At 74.4% G+C, this 16,219-nt stretch carries 11 protein-coding genes and 1 pseudogene; 7 read left to right on the plus strand and 5 right to left on the minus strand.

Going from position 1 to position 16,219, the window contains the following annotated elements:
• From ABTY40_RS30465 to ABTY40_RS30490, 6 genes are all read left to right on the plus strand, one after another.
• Nucleotides 1–1,845 (plus strand): MinD/ParA family ATP-binding protein (locus ABTY40_RS30465; protein ID WP_352062466.1); only part of this gene is annotated, 1,845 nt, incomplete at its 5' end.
• Between the two features lie 201 nt (nucleotides 1,846–2,046).
• Entirely contained in the window at nucleotides 2,047–3,888 is a 1,842-nt protein-coding gene (locus ABTY40_RS30470; protein WP_352062475.1) for an ABC transporter substrate-binding protein, read from the plus strand.
• A 3-nt stretch (nucleotides 3,889–3,891) separates the two neighbouring features.
• Complete coding sequence (locus ABTY40_RS30475; RefSeq protein WP_352062467.1) at nucleotides 3,892–4,953, plus strand: ABC transporter permease; 1,062 nt, start codon at nucleotides 3,892–3,894, stop codon at nucleotides 4,951–4,953.
• Nucleotides 4,950–5,834, plus strand: coding sequence for an ABC transporter permease (locus ABTY40_RS30480; protein WP_352062468.1), 885 nt, complete (start codon nucleotides 4,950–4,952; stop codon nucleotides 5,832–5,834). The genes ABTY40_RS30475 and ABTY40_RS30480 overlap by 4 nt, the downstream gene beginning before the upstream one ends.
• Nucleotides 5,831–6,796, plus strand: coding sequence for an ABC transporter ATP-binding protein (locus ABTY40_RS30485; RefSeq protein WP_352062469.1), 966 nt, complete (start codon nucleotides 5,831–5,833; stop codon nucleotides 6,794–6,796). The genes ABTY40_RS30480 and ABTY40_RS30485 overlap by 4 nt, the downstream gene beginning before the upstream one ends.
• Nucleotides 6,793–7,782 (plus strand): ABC transporter ATP-binding protein, encoded by a 990-nt coding sequence (locus ABTY40_RS30490; RefSeq protein WP_352062470.1) that lies wholly within the window; start codon nucleotides 6,793–6,795, stop codon nucleotides 7,780–7,782. The genes ABTY40_RS30485 and ABTY40_RS30490 overlap by 4 nt, the downstream gene beginning before the upstream one ends.
• Before the next feature lie 16 nt (nucleotides 7,783–7,798).
• Here ABTY40_RS30490 and ABTY40_RS30495 read toward each other — a convergent pair whose 3' ends face one another.
• Nucleotides 7,799–8,722, minus strand: coding sequence for a hypothetical protein (locus ABTY40_RS30495; protein ID WP_352062471.1), 924 nt, complete (start codon nucleotides 8,720–8,722; stop codon nucleotides 7,799–7,801).
• Between the two features lie 234 nt (nucleotides 8,723–8,956).
• Complete coding sequence (locus ABTY40_RS30500) at nucleotides 8,957–10,090, minus strand: type III polyketide synthase (RefSeq protein ID WP_502990713.1); 1,134 nt, start codon at nucleotides 10,088–10,090, stop codon at nucleotides 8,957–8,959.
• A 189-nt stretch (nucleotides 10,091–10,279) separates the two neighbouring features.
• On the opposite strand from ABTY40_RS30500, the gene ABTY40_RS30505 reads away from it, so the two are divergent.
• The gene (locus ABTY40_RS30505) at nucleotides 10,280–11,497 is read left to right on the plus strand and encodes a cytochrome P450 (protein ID WP_352062472.1); all 1,218 of its coding nucleotides are present in this window, start codon (nucleotides 10,280–10,282) and stop codon (nucleotides 11,495–11,497) included.
• Nucleotides 11,498–11,538: 41 nt separating this feature from the next.
• Here the strand turns inward: ABTY40_RS30505 and ABTY40_RS30510 are convergent, their stop codons facing one another.
• From ABTY40_RS30510 to ABTY40_RS30520, 3 genes and pseudogenes are all read right to left on the minus strand, one after another.
• On the minus strand, nucleotides 11,539–12,501 hold the full coding sequence (locus ABTY40_RS30510) for a bifunctional riboflavin kinase/FAD synthetase (protein WP_352062473.1): 963 nt from the start codon (nucleotides 12,499–12,501) through the stop codon (nucleotides 11,539–11,541).
• A gap of 40 nt (nucleotides 12,502–12,541) precedes the next feature.
• Nucleotides 12,542–15,967, minus strand: a complete 3,426-nt coding sequence (locus ABTY40_RS30515) for a serine protease (protein WP_352062474.1) — start codon at nucleotides 15,965–15,967, stop codon at nucleotides 12,542–12,544.
• Between the two features lie 158 nt (nucleotides 15,968–16,125).
• Nucleotides 16,126–16,219 (minus strand): annotated as a pseudogene (locus ABTY40_RS30520) (cellulose binding domain-containing protein); the annotation flags it as partial.

Here is a 16,219-nt window from a genome sequence, read left to right on the forward strand (position 1 = left end):
CTCCCCCGGCCTATGGCGGCACTCCGCCTGCCGCGGGACCGCATGTCACGCCAGGCGTCGGGCCGGAGAAGAAGAGGGCCGCCCGCCCCCGTACCCCCGCAGGCCCAGCCGCAGCCGCAGCCCGGCGGTTACGGCTATCCGCAGCAGCAGCCCGGGTACGGCTATCCGCCCGCCCCGCAGGGCGGGGGGTACGGCTACCCGCAGGCGCAGCCCCACCCGCAGCCCCCGGTCCCGCCGCAGCCGCAGCCCGGTGCGTACGGGTACCCGCAGGAGGCGCAGGGTCCGGTGGACCCGCGCACCGGGGCGGCCTGGCCCTCGGCGGTCACGCACGACCAGCGCGAGCGGTCCGTGCCGGGTGCCCCGCTCGGGTACACGGCGGCGGTCGAGCTCTCCTCCGACCGGCTGCTGCGCAACAACAAGCAGAAGCCCAAGTCGAGCCGGAACCCGGGCGGCGCCGCCCGGTTCAAGCTCGGCGGCAAGAAGGAGGAGGCGGAGCGGCAGCGCAAGCTGGAGCTGATCCGGACGCCGGTCCTCTCCTGCTACCGGATCGCGGTCATCTCCCTCAAGGGCGGTGTCGGCAAGACCACGACGACCACCGCGCTCGGCGCGACCCTGGCCACCGAGCGGCAGGACAAGATCCTCGCGATCGACGCGAACCCCGACGCCGGCACGCTCGGCCGCCGGGTGCGCCGCGAGACCGGGGCGACCATCCGCGACCTGGTGCAGGCGATCCCGTACCTCCACTCGTACATGGACATCCGGCGGTTCACGTCGCAGGCGCCGTCCGGTCTGGAGATCCTCGCCAACGACGTGGACCCGGCCGTCTCGACGACCTTCAACGACGAGGACTACCGGCGGGCGATCGACGTCCTGGGCAAGCAGTACCCGATCATCCTCACCGACTCGGGCACGGGTCTGCTCTACAGCGCCATGCGCGGCGTGCTCGACCTCGCCGATCAGCTGATCATCATCTCGACGCCGTCCGTGGACGGTGCCTCCAGCGCCTCCACGACGCTGGACTGGCTCTCCGCGCACGGTTACGCGGATCTGGTGCAGCGCTCGATCACGGTCATCTCCGGGGTCCGCGAGACCGGCAAGATGATCAAGGTCGAGGACATCGTGCAGCACTTCCAGACCCGTTGCCGCGGTGTCGTGGTGGTGCCCTTCGACGAGCACCTGGCGGCCGGCGCCGAGGTCGACCTCGACATGATGCGGCCGAAGACCCGGGAGGCGTATTTCCACCTCTCGGCGATGGTGGCCGAGGACTTCTCGCGCGCCCAGCAGGCGCAGGGCCTGTGGACCGGCGACGGCCAGGGCGGCATGCCCCCGCACATGGCCCCGCCGATGCCGGGCGGACCGATGCCGCCGGCCCAGCCGATGCCGGGTCAGCCGCTGTCCGCGCAGCCCGCGCCGGGACCGTACGGAGCCGCGCCCGTGCCCGGCCTGCCGTACGGGGCTCCGCCCGCCCCCGCCCAGCCGTACGGCGCGCAGCAGCCCGCGCCGGGGCAGCCGTACCCGCCGCAGCAGCCCTACGGGCAGCCGCCGGTGCCGGGACAGCAGTACGGGGCCCAGTCCGCGCCCGGCGCGCCGCACGCTCCGGCTCCGGGGCAGCCCGCCCCGGGTCAGCCGTACGGCGCCCCGCCACCCGGCGGGCAGCCGTACGGTCCCCCGCAGGGCTGGCAGCAGCCGCAGCCGCAGGCGGGTCAGCCCGCGCAGCCGGGTCAGCCGCTTCCCCCGCAGGCCGATCCGCAGGATCAGGAGGCGGCCGGCGGCCAGGCCGGCTTCCCGCCGCCCAACTGGCCGCAGCAGCAGCCCCCGCAGGCGCCGCCAGCCCCTCAGCAGTAAGGCGTCACAGGAGTAGACCAATGAGGCCCCGTACCGGTTCACCGGTACGGGGCCTCATGGCATTCCCGCAGCCCACACGGGGTTTGAGCGATCGTTGACGACGGCAGACCACCGCTGATACACCTTCGCTTCACCCATCGTCCGTCCAAGATCCACGACTCCACGCCAGATCCCCTCGACGCGAGGTCACGTCCCATGGTCATGGTCACGAAGGTTCCACCCCGTCCCGCCGCGCCGGCCCGCCGAGCCCTGCGCCTGCTGCTCGCCACCGGTGTCACCGCCGCCTCGCTCGCGGCCGTCCCCGGCACCGCCCGGGCCGAGGGGGACGCGTCCGGCCCCACCACCCTGACGGTCGCGGTCTCGCAGAGCATCGACTCGCTGAGCCCGTTCCTCGCGCAGAAGCTCACCTCGACGAGCATCCACCGCCTGGCGTACGAGTACCTCACCAACTACGACCCGAAGGACGCCCGTACCGTCCCGGGCTTCGCCACGTCCTGGAAGCCGTCGGCGGACAAGCTGACGTGGACGTACACCATCCGCGACAACTCCACCTGGTCCGACGGGAAGCCGGCCACCGCCGAGGACGCGGCCTGGACCTTCAACACGATGATGACCGACCCGGACGCCGCCACCGCCAACGGCAGCTTCACGGCCAACTTCCGGAAGGTCACCGCCCCCGACCCGCGCACGCTCGTCATCGAACTGAAGAAGCCGCAGGCCACGATGACCGCGCTCGACGTGCCGATCGTGCCCAAGCACGTGTGGGAGAAGGTCGGGGACTTCTCGAAGTTCAACAACGACCAGCGGTTCCCGATCGTCGGCAACGGCCCCTTCGTCATCACCGACTTCAAGGTCGACCAGTACCTCAAGCTCAAGCCCAACAAGTCCTTCTGGCGGGGCGCGCCCAAGTTCGACGAACTGGTCTTCAAGTACTACAAGGACGGTGACGCCGCGGTCGCCGCCCTCCAGAAGGGCGAGGTGTCCTTCGTACCGAACCTGACGCCCGCTCAGGCCGCCGCGCTCCGCACGCAGAGGAACATCAAGGTCAACGACGCCCCCGGCCGCCGCTTCTACGCCCTCGCCACCAACCCCGGCGCCCGCGCCAAGGACGGCACCGCCTTCGGCAACGGGCACAAGGCGCTGCTCGACCCGGCCGTGCGCAAGGCCCTCTTCCTCGCGGTCGACCGCGCCACCCTCGTGGAGAAGGTCTTCCAGGGGCACGCCGTCGAGGGCGAGGGCTACATCCCGCCCCGCTTCGGCGCGTACTTCTGGAAGCCGTCCCCCGCGCAGCGGCGGGCGTACGACCCGGCCGCGGCCGAGCGGCTCCTGGACTCCGCCGGATACCGCAGGAACGCCGACGGCAAGCGGGTGGGCAAGGACGGCGCACCGCTGGACTTCCGGATCCTGTGCCATGCCACCGACCCCAACGACAAGGCGGTCGGCAAGTACCTCCAGGAGTGGTGGGGCAAGCTCGGCATCGGCCTGAAGGTCGAGTGCCTGGACAGCGTCTCCGACCCGTGGCTCAAGGGCGACTACGACCTGGCCTTCGACGGCTGGTCGGTCAACCCGGACCCCGACTACGTCCTGTCCATCCACACCTGCGGCACCCTGCCCGCCACCCCGAAGGACACCGGCGCCACCGACAACTTCATCTGCGACAGGGAGTTCGACGCGCTCTACGCCCAGCAGGCGGAGGAGTACGACCCGGCCAGGCGGGCGGACCTGGTGAAGCGGATGCAGTCCCGGCTCTACGACACGGGATACATGAACGTCATGGCCTATCCCAACGCCCTGGAGGCGTACCGCACGGACCACATCAGGTCCATCACCACCATGCCGGAGGCCGCCGGCAACCTCTGGGGGCAGGACGGCTACTGGAGCTGGTGGTCGGCCGTACCCGCCGGCTCCGCCTCCGGCGAGGGCTCCGGCGGCGGCTCCTCCACCGGCCTGGCCGTGGGCATCGGGGCGGCCGTCGTCGTGGTGGCCGGCGCCGCGGTCGTCCTCGGTCTGCGCCGCCGCGCCTCCGCCGACGACCGCGAGTAGCCCGTGACGACCGCGAGCACCCCCGCCGACGTGGTGCGGACCCCCGGGGCCCGCACCACGGGCGGCGCGCCCCGCACCCGCCCCGGGACCGGTTATCTCCGCCACGCGGCGGGAAAGCTGGCCGGCGCGGCCGTCTCGCTGTTCGCCGTCCTCGTGACGAGCTTCTTCCTCTTCCGGATCATCCCCGGTGACCCGGTGAAGGCGATGACCCACGGCGTCCCCACCTCCGCCGAGCAACTGGCGACCCTCCGGCGGCAGTTCGGCCTGGACCAGCCACTGTGGCAGCAGTTCACCGACTACTGCGCCAAGGCGCTCGGCGGGGACCTCGGCACCTCCTTCCAGTTCCGCGCCCCGGTCGGGGAGCTCATCGGGGAGAAGCTGCCGGCGACCCTGCTGCTCACCGGGGTGGCCGTCGTGCTCTACTCGGCGCTGGGGCTCTGGCTCGGCACCCGCTCCGCCTGGCGGCACGGCGGGCTCGGCGACCGGCTGAACACCGGCCTCGCGCTGACGCTGTGGTCGGTGCCCTCGTTCTGGCTGGGGCTCCTCCTCATCATCGTGTTCTCCGTCGGCGTGGGCCCCGTCCCCGGTCTCTTCCCGACCGGCGGCATGGAGTCGGGGACCGGCGAGACCGGTTTCGCGTACGTCCTCGACGTCGCCCACCACCTCGTCCTGCCGGTGGTCACGCTCGTCGCGGTCGGTTACGCGCAGACGCTCCTGGTGATGCGGTCCTCGCTGCTCGACGAGATGGGCGGCGACTACCTCACCACCGCGCGGGCGAAGGGGCTGCGCGACGACGCGGTGCGGCGCCGGCACGCCGTGCCCAACGCGCTGCTGCCCACCGTCACCATGATCTTCATCAACCTCGGGCACGTGGCGGCCGGTTCGATTCTGGTGGAGACCGTGTTCTCCTGGCCCGGACTCGGCGGGCTGTTCTACCAGGCGCTGAGCGTGCCCGATCTGCCTCTGGTGCAGGGCCTGTTCGTGGTCTTCGCCGGGGCGATGATCCTGATGAACCTGATCGCCGACCTGCTCTATCCGCTGCTCGATCCCCGGGTGGGCCGATGACCTCTCTGACATGGGAACGGCGCAAGGGCTCGGCCGTCCGCTTCTGGCGGGCGTACCGCACCCACCGCGCCGGTCTGTACGGCCTGGCGGGCCTGGCCCTGATCGGCCTGCTCGCGCTCGCCGCGCCGCTGCTCGTCGGCTCCGACGTGCAGTCGGTGACGAACGCGCCCGGCACCGCGCTCGAGGCACCGAGCGCCGCGTTCCCGCTCGGCACCGACCAGTTCGGGCGCTCCCTCCTCGGGCTGCTGGTGTGGGGCTCCCGTGTCTCCCTGCTCGTGGGGCTGCTCGCGGCGGCCCTCTCGGTCGCCATCGGCACCCTGGTGGGCATCGTCGCCGGACACTACGGGGGCTGGTTCGCCACCGTCGTCATGCGGATCACCGACTGGTTCCTCGTGATGCCGACGCTGGTCCTGGCGATCGTGCTGGCCACCGTCATGTCCCGGTCGGTGTGGACGGTGGTCCTGGCGATCGGGGTGACGTCCTGGCCGACCACCGCGCGGCTGGTGCGGGCGCAGACGATCGCCGTCGAGTCCCGCCCGTACATCGAGCGGGCGAGGGCCCTCGGCGGCGGCCACCGGCACATCATGACCCGGCACGTGCTGCCGAACGTGATGCCGCTGGTCCTCGCGCAGACCACCCTCGGCATCTCGACCGCGATCCTCACCGAGGCGACGCTCGCCTTCCTCGGGCTCGGTGACCCGACGGTGGTCTCCTGGGGCGGCATGCTCCAGGACGCCCGCGAGGCGGGCGCGGTCTCCTCGGGGCACTGGTGGTACCTGGCGCCGCCCGGCATCGCCATCGCCCTGGTCGCCCTGGCGTTCACGCTGTGCGGCCGGGCGGTCGAGTCGGTGCTCAATCCGAAGCTGGGGGTGGGGCGGTGAGTCTCCTGGAGGTCCGGGACCTGCGGGTCACCTACGGGGCGGGGGCGGCGGCCGTACCCGCCGTCCGCGGCGTGGACCTGAGCCTGGCCGCCGGCCAGAAGCTCGGCGTGGCGGGCGAGTCCGGCTGCGGCAAGTCCACGCTCGCGCTGGCGCTGCTGCGGCTCCTGCCCGCGTCGGCGCGGCTGAGCGGCGAGATCCTCCTCGACGGCGAGGACGTCCTCACCATGAAGTGGGGCCGGCTGCGGGCCGTGCGCTGGGCGGGCGCCTCGATCGTCTTCCAGGGCGCGATGCACTCGCTGAACGCGGTCCGCAGGATCGGTGACCAGGTCGCGGAGCCGCTGCTCGTGCACGGCCGGGCGACCCCGGCGGAGGCCCGCCGCCGCGCCGGTGAGCTGCTCGAGCACGTGGGGCTGCCGGCGGCGCGGGCGGCGGCCCATCCGCACGAGCTGTCCGGCGGCCAGCGGCAGCGGGTGATGATCGCGATGGCCCTGGCCTGCGATCCGAAGCTGATCGTCGCGGACGAACCGACGACGGCGCTCGACGTGATGATCCAGGCGCAGATCCTGCGCCTGATCGAGGGCCTGGTCACCGAGCAGTCGATCAGCCTGCTGATGATCAGCCACGACCTGGCGGTGCTGGCCGACACCTGCGACCGGCTCGCCGTGATGTACGCGGGCCGTGTGGTGGAGGAGGGTCCGGCACGGCAGGTGTTCGAGGCGGCCGCGCACCCGTACGGGCGGGCCCTGTCCTCGGCGTTCCCGCGCATCGGGGACCCGGCGTCCCGGCGGGCGCCGCGCGGCCTGCCGGGTGATCCGCCGGACCCGGCCGATCTGCCGGGGGGCTGCGCGTTCCATCCGCGCTGCCCGGTCGTGGTGGAGTCCTGCGCCGAACGGGACCAGCTGCTGCGGGAGGCGGGACCGGGGCACCGGGCCGCCTGCGTCCACGTGGGGAGCGTGTCATGAGTACGGTCGCCGGTCCCCTGCTGTCCGCGCGCGGGCTGCACGTCACCTTCCCCGGGCGGCGGGGCGCGTCGCCCGCGCGGGCCGTGGACGGGGTGGACCTGGACATCGGGGCGGGCGAGATCGTGGCCCTGGTCGGCGAGTCCGGCTGCGGGAAGACGACCCTCGCCCGGTCGCTCCTGGGCCTGGTCCGGCCTGCCTCCGGCTCGGTCTCCTTCGCCGGGAAACCGCTGGTGTACGCGCCGGGGGCGCTGAAGGCGTACCGGCGGCGGGCGCAGCTGGTGCTGCAGGACCCGAGCGGTTCGCTGAACCCCCGGCACACCGTGTACGACGCGGTGGCGGAGGGGCTGCGGATCCACGGCCACGAGGGGGACGAGCGGGCGGCGGTGGCGGGGGCGCTCGCGCGGGCCGGGCTGCGGCCGCCGGAGCGGTTCTTCCTGCGCTATCCGCACGAGCTGTCCGGCGGTCAGCGGCAGCGGGTGGTCATCGCGGGCGCGCTCGTCCTGGAACCGGAGCTCATCGTCGCGGACGAGCCGGTCGCCTCACTGGACGCGTCCGTACGGGGCGAGGTGCTGGCCCTGCTGCTGCGGCTCCGCGACGAACTGGGCCTGTCGGCCCTGGTGGTGACGCACGATCTGGGCCTGGCCTGGAACATCGCGGACCGGGTGGCGGTGATGTACCTGGGCCGGGTGGTGGAGACGGGGCCGGTGGAGTCCGTCCTGACGGCCCCTCGCCACCCGTACACCCGGGCGCTGCTGTCGGTCCTCCCGGAGTCCGGGGGCACCCCGGTGGTACTGACCGGAGAGCCCCCGGACCCCTCACGCGTCCCGCCGGGCTGCCGCTTCCACGTCCGCTGCCAGGTCCTGGCCTCCGGTGAGGCGGACCCGGTCGCGGAGCGCTGCCGTACGGCCGACCTGCCGGTCCTGGGAGGCGGCGGGGAGCGGGCGGTGGCGTGCCACTGGGTGACACGGGAGGGGGCGGGAGGTTAGGCCCCCGCCCTCACCCTCAGTGGGCGGACTCGGGTTCCGCCTCCGTGTCCGGCTGGGGCTGGGCCTCGGGGCCGCCGTTCTCCTTCGTCGGGGCCTTCGGCATCGTCTCGCAGGAGGCGATGGCGGTGCGGGTGGAGACGGAGACGATCGCGCAGGTGTCCTTGCCGACACCGGCGTCGACGGTGCCCCAGTGCGGGCCGACCGTCAGGACGGCGCCGTCGTGGCCGCTGATCGTGTCGTCGCCGGGGCCGGCCTGGATGAGGCCGCCGGACTCCGGGCCGAGGGCGGCGGCCTCGATGCGGTCGCCCTCGCTGCCGCCGAGGACCCGGCCGGAGAAGTCGATGGTGCCGACCCTGATGAAGTCGACGCCGTCGTTGCCGGTGACGATGCCGCCGCCGCGGTTGAACTTGCCGGGCGCCCCGCTCACCGAACCGGTGAAGATCTTGTCGTTGCCGTCGTCGCCGTGCACCACGGCGCCGCGCTCCGCGCCGTCACCGGAGACGGTGGCGACCTTGATGACGTCGTTGCCGCGGTTGCCCCGCACCATGCTGGAGGCCTTCTGCGGCACCAGGTGCTTGGCGCGGATGACGTCGTCGCCCTCGCCGCCCGTGATGGCCGAGTCGATGACCAGACCCCGGACCTCGATCATGTCGTTGCCGCCGCCACCCGAGACGGTGACGTTCTCCAGGTCGCTGTCGCAGAAGATGTGGTCGTCGCCGTTGGTGCCGCTGACGGTGTCACCGGGCGGTGCCGCCACGTCGTTCACCCAGCACTGGTGCATGGGGACGCGGGCCCGGTCGGGTGCGCCGGCCGCCTGGGCGGGGGGCCCGGCGAGCGAGGTGGTGGCCGCGCCGGCGAGGAGCGCGGTCAGGGCGGCGGCGGCCCGCCGGACACGGAGGCGCGGGCGGGTCCCGCGGCGGGAGGGTGGCGTGCTGGTCATGCGGCTCTCCTGTGCTGGGGGTGGATCCGTGACGGTGACTCGGATGGGGAGAAGGGTCCTGTGTGCCTGCGGACGGGTGCGCCGGGTCCGGACCTGAGCCGGGCCGGCCGTACCTCCGTACGGGCGGGGCGCGCCGTGCCCCGACGGCCGGCCGTACCTCCGTACGGGGAGTTGCCGGGTCCCGGACGGCCGGCGCCGGCCGTACCTCCGTACGAGGGGCGGTTGCCGTACCGGTCAGGCGGTGGTGCTGCGGGCGGGCCGCATCGCGGGCGCGTACCCGACGATCCGCCGCGCGTCGAGGCGTGGCTCGGGCTCCCGGGCGGAGTTGGTCCACCGGCCGAGGCACATCTCGGCGGTGATGCCGGGCCCGAAGCCGGCGAGGATGCCGCGCGCGCCCTCCGGCTGCCCGCCCTCCTCGAAGAGCCGCCGCACCGCGTCCAGGACGACGGCGCTCGCGATGTTGCCGTACTCCGTGAGCGTGGCGCGGCTGAACCGGAAGGACTCCGGCGGCACTTCGAGGAAGAGGCTGAGGTCGTCGAGGATGCGGGGGCCGCCCGCGTGGATGATGTAGAAGTCCAGGTTCCCCGCGTCCCAGCCGTGCGCCCCGGCGATCTCGCGGAGCGCGGGGGCCAGCGGCTCCATGGTGGTCGGGACGCGCTTGTCCAGGAGGAAGTGGAAACCGGTGGCGCGGACGCTGTAGGCGATCCAGTCCTCGGTGTCGGGCACGAGGTGGGAGTTGTTGCGCTCCAGGGCGATGCCGGTGCCGCCCTGGCCGCGGACCACCGCCGCGGCGACGGCGTCGCCGAAGAGTCCGTTGGAGAGCAGCGAGCCGACGCCGAGGTCGGTGGGCTGGTAGCACAGCGAGCAGAACTCGCAGGCCACGATGAGGACGTTGGCCTCCGGGTAGGCGGTGCAGAAGTCGTGCGCCCGGTTGATGGCGGCTCCGCCGGCGGCGCAGCCCAGCTGGGCGATGGGCAGCTGACGGGTGTGGCTGGGGAAGCCCATGGTGTTGATCAGCCAGGCGGTGAGCGAGGGCATCATGAAGCCCGTGCACGACACGTAGACGATCATGTCGATGTCCGCGGGGCGCAGTCCCGCGTTACCGAGGGCCTCCTCCACGACGGCCGGCACCCGGGCCTTCGCCTCCGCCTCGTACAGGGTGTTGCGTTCCTCGAAGCCGGGATGCTTCAGCGTCTCCTCGATGGGCTGCACGATGTGCCGCTTGGCGACCCCGGTGTTCCCGATCAGCCGTAGGGCCAGCCCCAGCTGGGGGTGGTCCGCATGGCGTGAGCGGGCGAGTTCGAGCGTCTCCTCCATCGTGATCACGTGCTCGGGCACGGACACCGCGGGCTTGCACAGGGTCACCACGACACTCGCTCCTTCGTCTGGTTCGCGTGAACTGCGCCCACCGTCACCCGGTGATCGCCACCCCGCAACCGCGACTGCGACAGTCCGGTCACGGACGGTGAAGGGTGCCGGGGCGGCGGGCTGCTCCGTTCAGGGGGCTGTCGAACGCCCGGCGTGTCACGGCTCCCGGCGGCCGGGAACACGGTCCTCATGACCTCCGAACCGACGGCCGCCCCGCGGCCCGCCCGCGACTGGGCCGTCGAGGACCTGCCGGCCCTCGACTTCGACCCGCTGCTGACCGAACTCCTCAGGGAGGAGCCCGTCGCCCGTATCCGGCTGCCGTTCGCCGCGGAGAACGAGGCCTGGCTCGTCACCCGGTACGAGGACGTCCGGACGGTGACCTCCGACCCCCGGTTCAGCCGGACGGCCCTGCTCGACCGCCAGGTCACCGGCATGACCGGCCACATGGTGGCCTCGAAGGCGGCCCTGAACTACGCCGACCCGCCCTACCACACGCAGCTGCGCAAGGCGGTGACCAAGGCGTTCACCGGGCAGAGCACCAAGCGGCTGCGGCCGCTGGCGCAGGCGAGCTGCGACCGGCTCCTGGACGCGATGGAGGAGGCGGGCCGCCCGGCCGATCTGATGAAGCACCTGCACGGGCCGCTGCCCATGTCGGTGGTGTGCGACCTCCTCGGCATTCCGGAGGAGGACCGGGCGGAGCTGGCGTCCTGGCCCGACCTCATCCTGTCCTCCGGTCCGGGTCCGGAGAGCAGCCGGGCGGCCAAGGCGCAGATCCACGGCTACATCACCCGGCTGCTCGAACGGCGGAGCGCGGAGCCCTCGGACGATCTCGCCGGGGTGCTCGCCGAGTCCCTGGCGGAGGGCCGGATCAACGGCGACGAGGCCGTCTCGCTCGCCATGGCGATCCTGATCAGCGGCGCTCACGCGGTCCGCAACAACAGCGCCAACATGGTGTACGTGCTGCTCACCCGTCCGGAGCTGGAGGCCCGGCTGCGCGCCGAGCCGGAGCTGCTGCCGCAGGCGGTGGACGAGCTGCTGCGCTGGATCCCGCACCGCAACGGGGTCGGGCTGCCGCGGATCGCGACCGAGGACGTCGAGGTCGGCGGGGTGCTGATCCGGGCGGGTGAGGCGGTGTACGCCTCGTACCTGGCGGCCAACCGGGACCCTGAGGTCTTCGAGGACCCGCACGGGATCGACTTCGACCGGACGGGCACCGGGCACGTGTCGTTCGGGCACGGCCCGCACCACTGCATGGGCGCGATGCTCACGCGGATGGAGTCCGAGGTGATGCTGGGGACGCTGCTGCGCCGCTATCCGCGACTGCGGCTCGCGGACGGCCCCGAGGGCGTGGTGTGGCAGTCCAAGGGACTGATCCGCGGCCCGAAGGAGCTGCTGGTCACCTGGTGAGGGGCCGCGTCACCTGAGCCGTCCCCCCACCGGGGGGCGGCTCAGTGGCCGTGTTCGCGGTCGTACGTCTCCGTGAGCGCGCGGCACGTCTCCACGTCGGCGGCCATCGCCCGCAGCAGGTCGTCGAGGGTGTCGAACCTGAGCATGCCGCGCACGTAGGCGAGGAAGTCCACGGCCACGTGGAGCCCGTACAGGTCCAGGCCCTCGCGGTCGATCGCGTACGCCTCGACCGTCCGCTCCTTGCCGTCGAACTGCGGGTTGGTGCCGACCGAGATGGCCGCCGGCATCCGCTCCCCCGCCGCCGTCAGCCAGCCCGCGTAGACGCCGTCGGCCGGGATCGCCGTGTGGGGCAGGGTCTCGACGTTGGCCGTGGGAAAGCCGAGTTCGCGGCCCCGCTGGGCGCCGCGGACGACGACGCCCTCGACGCGGTGCGGTCGGCCGAGGACCTCGGCGGCTCCCGCCATGTCGCCCCCGGCGACGAGCCGGCGGGTGAGCGTCGAGGAGAACGGCTCGCCGTCGCCGGCCTCGCCGCAGACGAACAGGTCGATGACCTCGACCTCGTAGTCGTAGGTGGTGCCGAGCTCGGCGAGGAGGTCGACGTTTCCGGCGGCCCGGTGGCCGAAGCGGAAGTTCGGGCCCTCGATGACGGCCTTGGCGTGCAGCTTGTCGACGAGCACCTTGACGACGAAGTCCGCCGGGGACAGCTGCGAGAACTCGGCGGTGAACGGCAGCACGAGCACCGCGTCCACGCCGAGTTCGGCGATCAGCTCGGCCCGCCGGTGGTGCGGGGCGAGCAGCGGCGGGTGGCTGCCGGGGCGCACGACCTCGGAGGGGTGCGGGTCGAAGGTGACCACGACGGAGGGGATGCCGAGGGCGCGGGCCCGCTCGACGGCCCGCCCGATGATCAACTGGTGTCCGCGGTGCACCCCGTCGTAGGAGCCGATGGTGACGACGCTGCGCCCCCAGTCCTGGGGGATGTCCTCCAAGCCACGCCAGCGCTGCACTGTGACCGCTCCTCGTCCGCCTGTTCGCCCTGTGCGCCCATTACGCAGGTCTAAGACTGCCATGCCCGCGGTCCTCGCTCGGCATCGGCATGGAACTGCCGCCGCTCCGGGGGGCGGGGAGGGCCTGCGCGAGGTGCGCGGCGAAGGCGGGGCGGGCCTCGGCGAGGGCGGCGAGGAGGCTCTCGCAGCGGGCGGGTCCCCCCGGCAGGCGCGCGTACAGGGCCGCCGTGCGCTCCAGGAGGGCGCGGGTGCGGGGGGCGGGGCGGCGGGCGGCACCGAGGGCCGCCGCGACGATCAGGGCGTCCAGGACGGCCGGCTCCCCCGTCTCCGCCTCGTACGCCTCATGTTCCAGAAGTACGTCGAGGAGTTCGGCCCTCAGGTGGCGGGAGGCGCCGGAGCCGGGGGCGGCGAGCACGGGGGCGAGGGCGCGCCGGACTGCTGCGGGCCGGGACCGGATCAGCCCCGTGACGAGGGGGTGGAGGACGGCCCGCGCGGTGGGGCCCTCCTCCAGGCGCCGGTCGACGTAGGCGGCGACGTGGGCGGCGCCCTCGGGGTGGCGGCCGGCGTAGTCGCGGACGAGGGCGGCGATGCGCCGGGTGAGGGCGGGGGTGTCGACGGCGGCGAGGGCGCGCAGCGCGGCGGCCGGGGTCTCTCCGGCGCCGGTGAGCCGTTCCCGGAAGGCCACGAGGACGAGTTCGGGGTGGGTGTCGAGGGCCGCGGTGAGGTCCTCGGCGGGGACGCGGGTGTCCGCGAGAGCCCGCGGCAGATGGCGGGGGCGGGTCTCCGGGTCGCGGACGAGCAGGCCGAGCGCGAGGGGGTGGAGGGCCTCGTCGGCGGGGCGGGCGAGCAGGGCGAGGGCGGCGTAGCGCAGGAGTTCGCGGTCGGCGGGGGCGGTGACGCGGGGGGCGAGCCGCTGGGCGTACGTGGCGGCGGCGGCGCGCCGTTCGGGTCGGCCGTCGTCGTGGGCCCAGCGGTCGACGGCGCGGCACAGCGCGGCGGGCTCGTCCTCGGCGAGGGCGTCGAGGAGGTCCTCGGCCAGCGGATGGGCGGTGGCGACGAGCGCCTCGCACAGGTCGTCGACGGCGAGCGCCCGGTGGGTGTGGAGGAGGGCCTGGGCGGCGGTGGCGACCGTGGCGTCCGGGGTGGCGGGCAGGGGGCGGTCGTCGGTGAACCAGCGGCACAGGAGCGGCTGGACGCCCCGGGGGTCGGCGGCGAGGAGGGCGGCGACGGTGTCGAGGGAGCGCTCCCCTGCGGGCCGTCCGGGCGGCGGGTCGGCGGGCACGAGCCGCCGCAGGAGGTCGATCCGCTCGTCCTCGCCCAGCGGCAGCTCCTGCCAGAACTCCGCGCCGAACCCCGCGTGCACCGGGTGGCGCCCCGGGCCGGCGCCGATCCGGTCGGCGAGCCGCCGCAGCACGGGCAGGTATCCGCGGGGGTCGCCCACGCCGCGCAGCGCCTCCCGCAGCAGCCGGGCCCCCCACCAGGCACCGTCGGCGCAGGCGTGCGGGGACGCCGGGCCGGCGGAGGCGGGGACCGGTGGCGGGGTCGCGAACCGGTCCAGGGAGTCGGTGAGGGCGAGGAGGTGCGGAAGGAGGCCCGCCGGGCCCTGGGCACGGTCGAGGCGCAGGAGGGCCTGGAGGACGGGGCCGATCCGGTGGCGGGGAACGGGGAGGGGTTCGCCGGCCGGTTCCCCGGGGGCGGCGGGCCCGTCGGAGCGGGAGGGGAGCCGGAGCGGGGTCTCCTCGTGCCAGCGGTGGACCAGGGCGTGCAGGGCGCCGTCCACGTCCAGGTGGGCGGCCTGCACCCAGTCGGCCAGCTCCTCGTGGGCGAAGCGGTAGCCGGAGCCGGCCGGGACGAGGAGGCCCTCGGTGAGGACGGCCGAGGCCCAGCCGTCCCGCCACGGGAACAGTTCCTCGAAGGAGGCCCGGTCGAGGACCCCGTGCCCGGGGCCGAGGCAGCGGCGGGCCGCCTCGTGGACGCGGCCGGTGACCCGGGCGGCGAGGCGGCGGACGGCGGTGCCGCGCGGCAGCGGCCGGGTGCCGGCGGCGACGCGGACGGCGACCCGCAGGCACATGAGGTCCAGGTAGGCGGTGAAGATCTCCTCGCGGCCGGGCCTGCCGGGAACGCCGCCCGGGAGCGCGGCCCGCACCTCGGCCAGCAGCCGGAGGGCCAGCGGGTGCCGGGCGTCCGCCTCCGCGAGGTCGCCGTCGCCGAGCCCGTACGCCCGCCGGGCGGCCCTGGCCTCCGGCTCGGAGAGGTCGCCGAGGGACAGGACGGCCGGCGGGGAGCCGTACAGGCCCGCGGCCTGCTCCCAGTGCTCGGGGCGGCAGGCGAGCACGAGCCGGACGTCGTGGGCGCGGAGCCACTCTTCGCTCGCGGCGGTCCACTCGGGCAGCCGGTGGGCGAGGGCCGGGGGCATCTCCTCCGGGCCGTCGAGGAGGACGAGCAGGGGGCGGCCGGCCGCGCGGGCGAGGGCGGCGCACCGCTCGGGGCCGGCGGTGGCCGGGTCGCCGGCCGTGCCGGAGGCGGCGACGATCCGCCCGGCCTGGTGCAGGGCGCGTCCGACGGCGTCGGCGAGGGAGCGGTCCCCGGCGCGCAGGTCGGCGCCGCGCAGCCGGAGCGTGGGGGCGGGGGCGGTGCCCTGGGCGCGGCGGGCGCAGAGGGCGGCGAGCGCGGTGGTCCGGCCGCTTCCGGGGGTGCCGACGACGGCCAGGACCCGGGTGTCCCGCCCGGTCTCGAAGCCGGTGAAGGCGCGGGTGCAGGCGGGCCTTTCGACGGGGTCGGGCCAGGGGCCGGGTTCGCGTGCGGGGCCGGTGGCGGTGGCGGTCAGTTCCAGGACGGCGGCGAGGTTGAGGTCGGGGCCGTAGGCGGGGACGGTGGCCGCGTTGCGGCGCAGGAGCGGGGCGAGCGGGCCGTCGGGGCGCAGCGTCACCGCGTGGCCCGCGGCCCGGGGGTCGCCGTGCAGGGCGGTGCCGAGGACGCCGAGGACGGTGCCGGTGGCGGCGTCGAGGACGGGGCCGCCGGTGGCGTACCCGCCGAGGCGGAGGATTTCCGCGCCCTCCGTGCCGATGGCCAGTTCGAGGGCGTCGGTGAGGGCGTGGCACCGGCCACCGGCCGGGTACGTGACGGCGGCGGGGCCGAGGACGCGGGCCTCGCGCCAGCCCTGCGCGGCGATCCGTACGTACGTGCCGGGCTCGGTCCCGGGGCGGGTGGCGAGCGGCAGGGGGCGGACGCCGAGGCCGTGGGTCCTCACCAGGGCGAGTCCGTGCTCGGGGAGGGGGGTGACGGCGTCGGCGCCGGTGAGGCAGGTCCGGTCGCCGGGGGCGCGCAGCAGGAGGCGGGTGAGTCCGTCGACGGCCTCGTGGGAGGTGACGAGGGTGCCGTCGTGGTCGGCGAGGAAGCCGGTGCCGCGCGGCGAGCCCGCCGGATCACAGATCCGTACCAGTGTCGCCAGGTCCTCGCGTCCCATGGTGTCGACGGTAGGTCGGCGGTGATCACGAAGGAAACTCCATGAGGGAACGCGCCCCCCGGCGCTCCCCCTGTTCACTCCGAGCGCCTCCCCGTCCGGGTGAATCCGCGGCCGTCGCCGTGCACATCGGCGACGGAGTGTGCCGGGAACGGCCGGATCGGGTTGGCGCCCGTGAAGGAGCCCACGAATCCCAGGTCGGTCGACGCGCCGGTGCCCAGCGCGCGGTTCCAGTCGACGGGGGTGGCGGTGACC

This window comes from Streptomyces sp. NPDC126503 (genome assembly GCF_040302405.1).
Lineage (GTDB): Bacteria > Actinomycetota > Actinomycetes > Streptomycetales > Streptomycetaceae > Streptomyces > Streptomyces gulbargensis.

Coding starts and splice junctions, on each gene's coding strand:
- ABTY40_RS30490 (WP_352062470.1), top strand. CDS start 6,793: ATGAGTACGGTCGCCGGTCCCCTGCTGTCCGCGCGCGGGCTGCACGTC.
- ABTY40_RS30515 (WP_352062474.1), bottom strand. CDS start 15,967: ATGGGACGCGAGGACCTGGCGACACTGGTACGGATCTGTGATCCGGCG.
- ABTY40_RS30495 (WP_352062471.1), bottom strand. CDS start 8,722: ATGACCAGCACGCCACCCTCCCGCCGCGGGACCCGCCCGCGCCTCCGT.
- ABTY40_RS30470 (WP_352062475.1), top strand. CDS start 2,047: ATGGTCACGAAGGTTCCACCCCGTCCCGCCGCGCCGGCCCGCCGAGCC.
- ABTY40_RS30505 (WP_352062472.1), top strand. CDS start 10,280: ATGACCTCCGAACCGACGGCCGCCCCGCGGCCCGCCCGCGACTGGGCC.
- ABTY40_RS30480 (WP_352062468.1), top strand. CDS start 4,950: ATGACCTCTCTGACATGGGAACGGCGCAAGGGCTCGGCCGTCCGCTTC.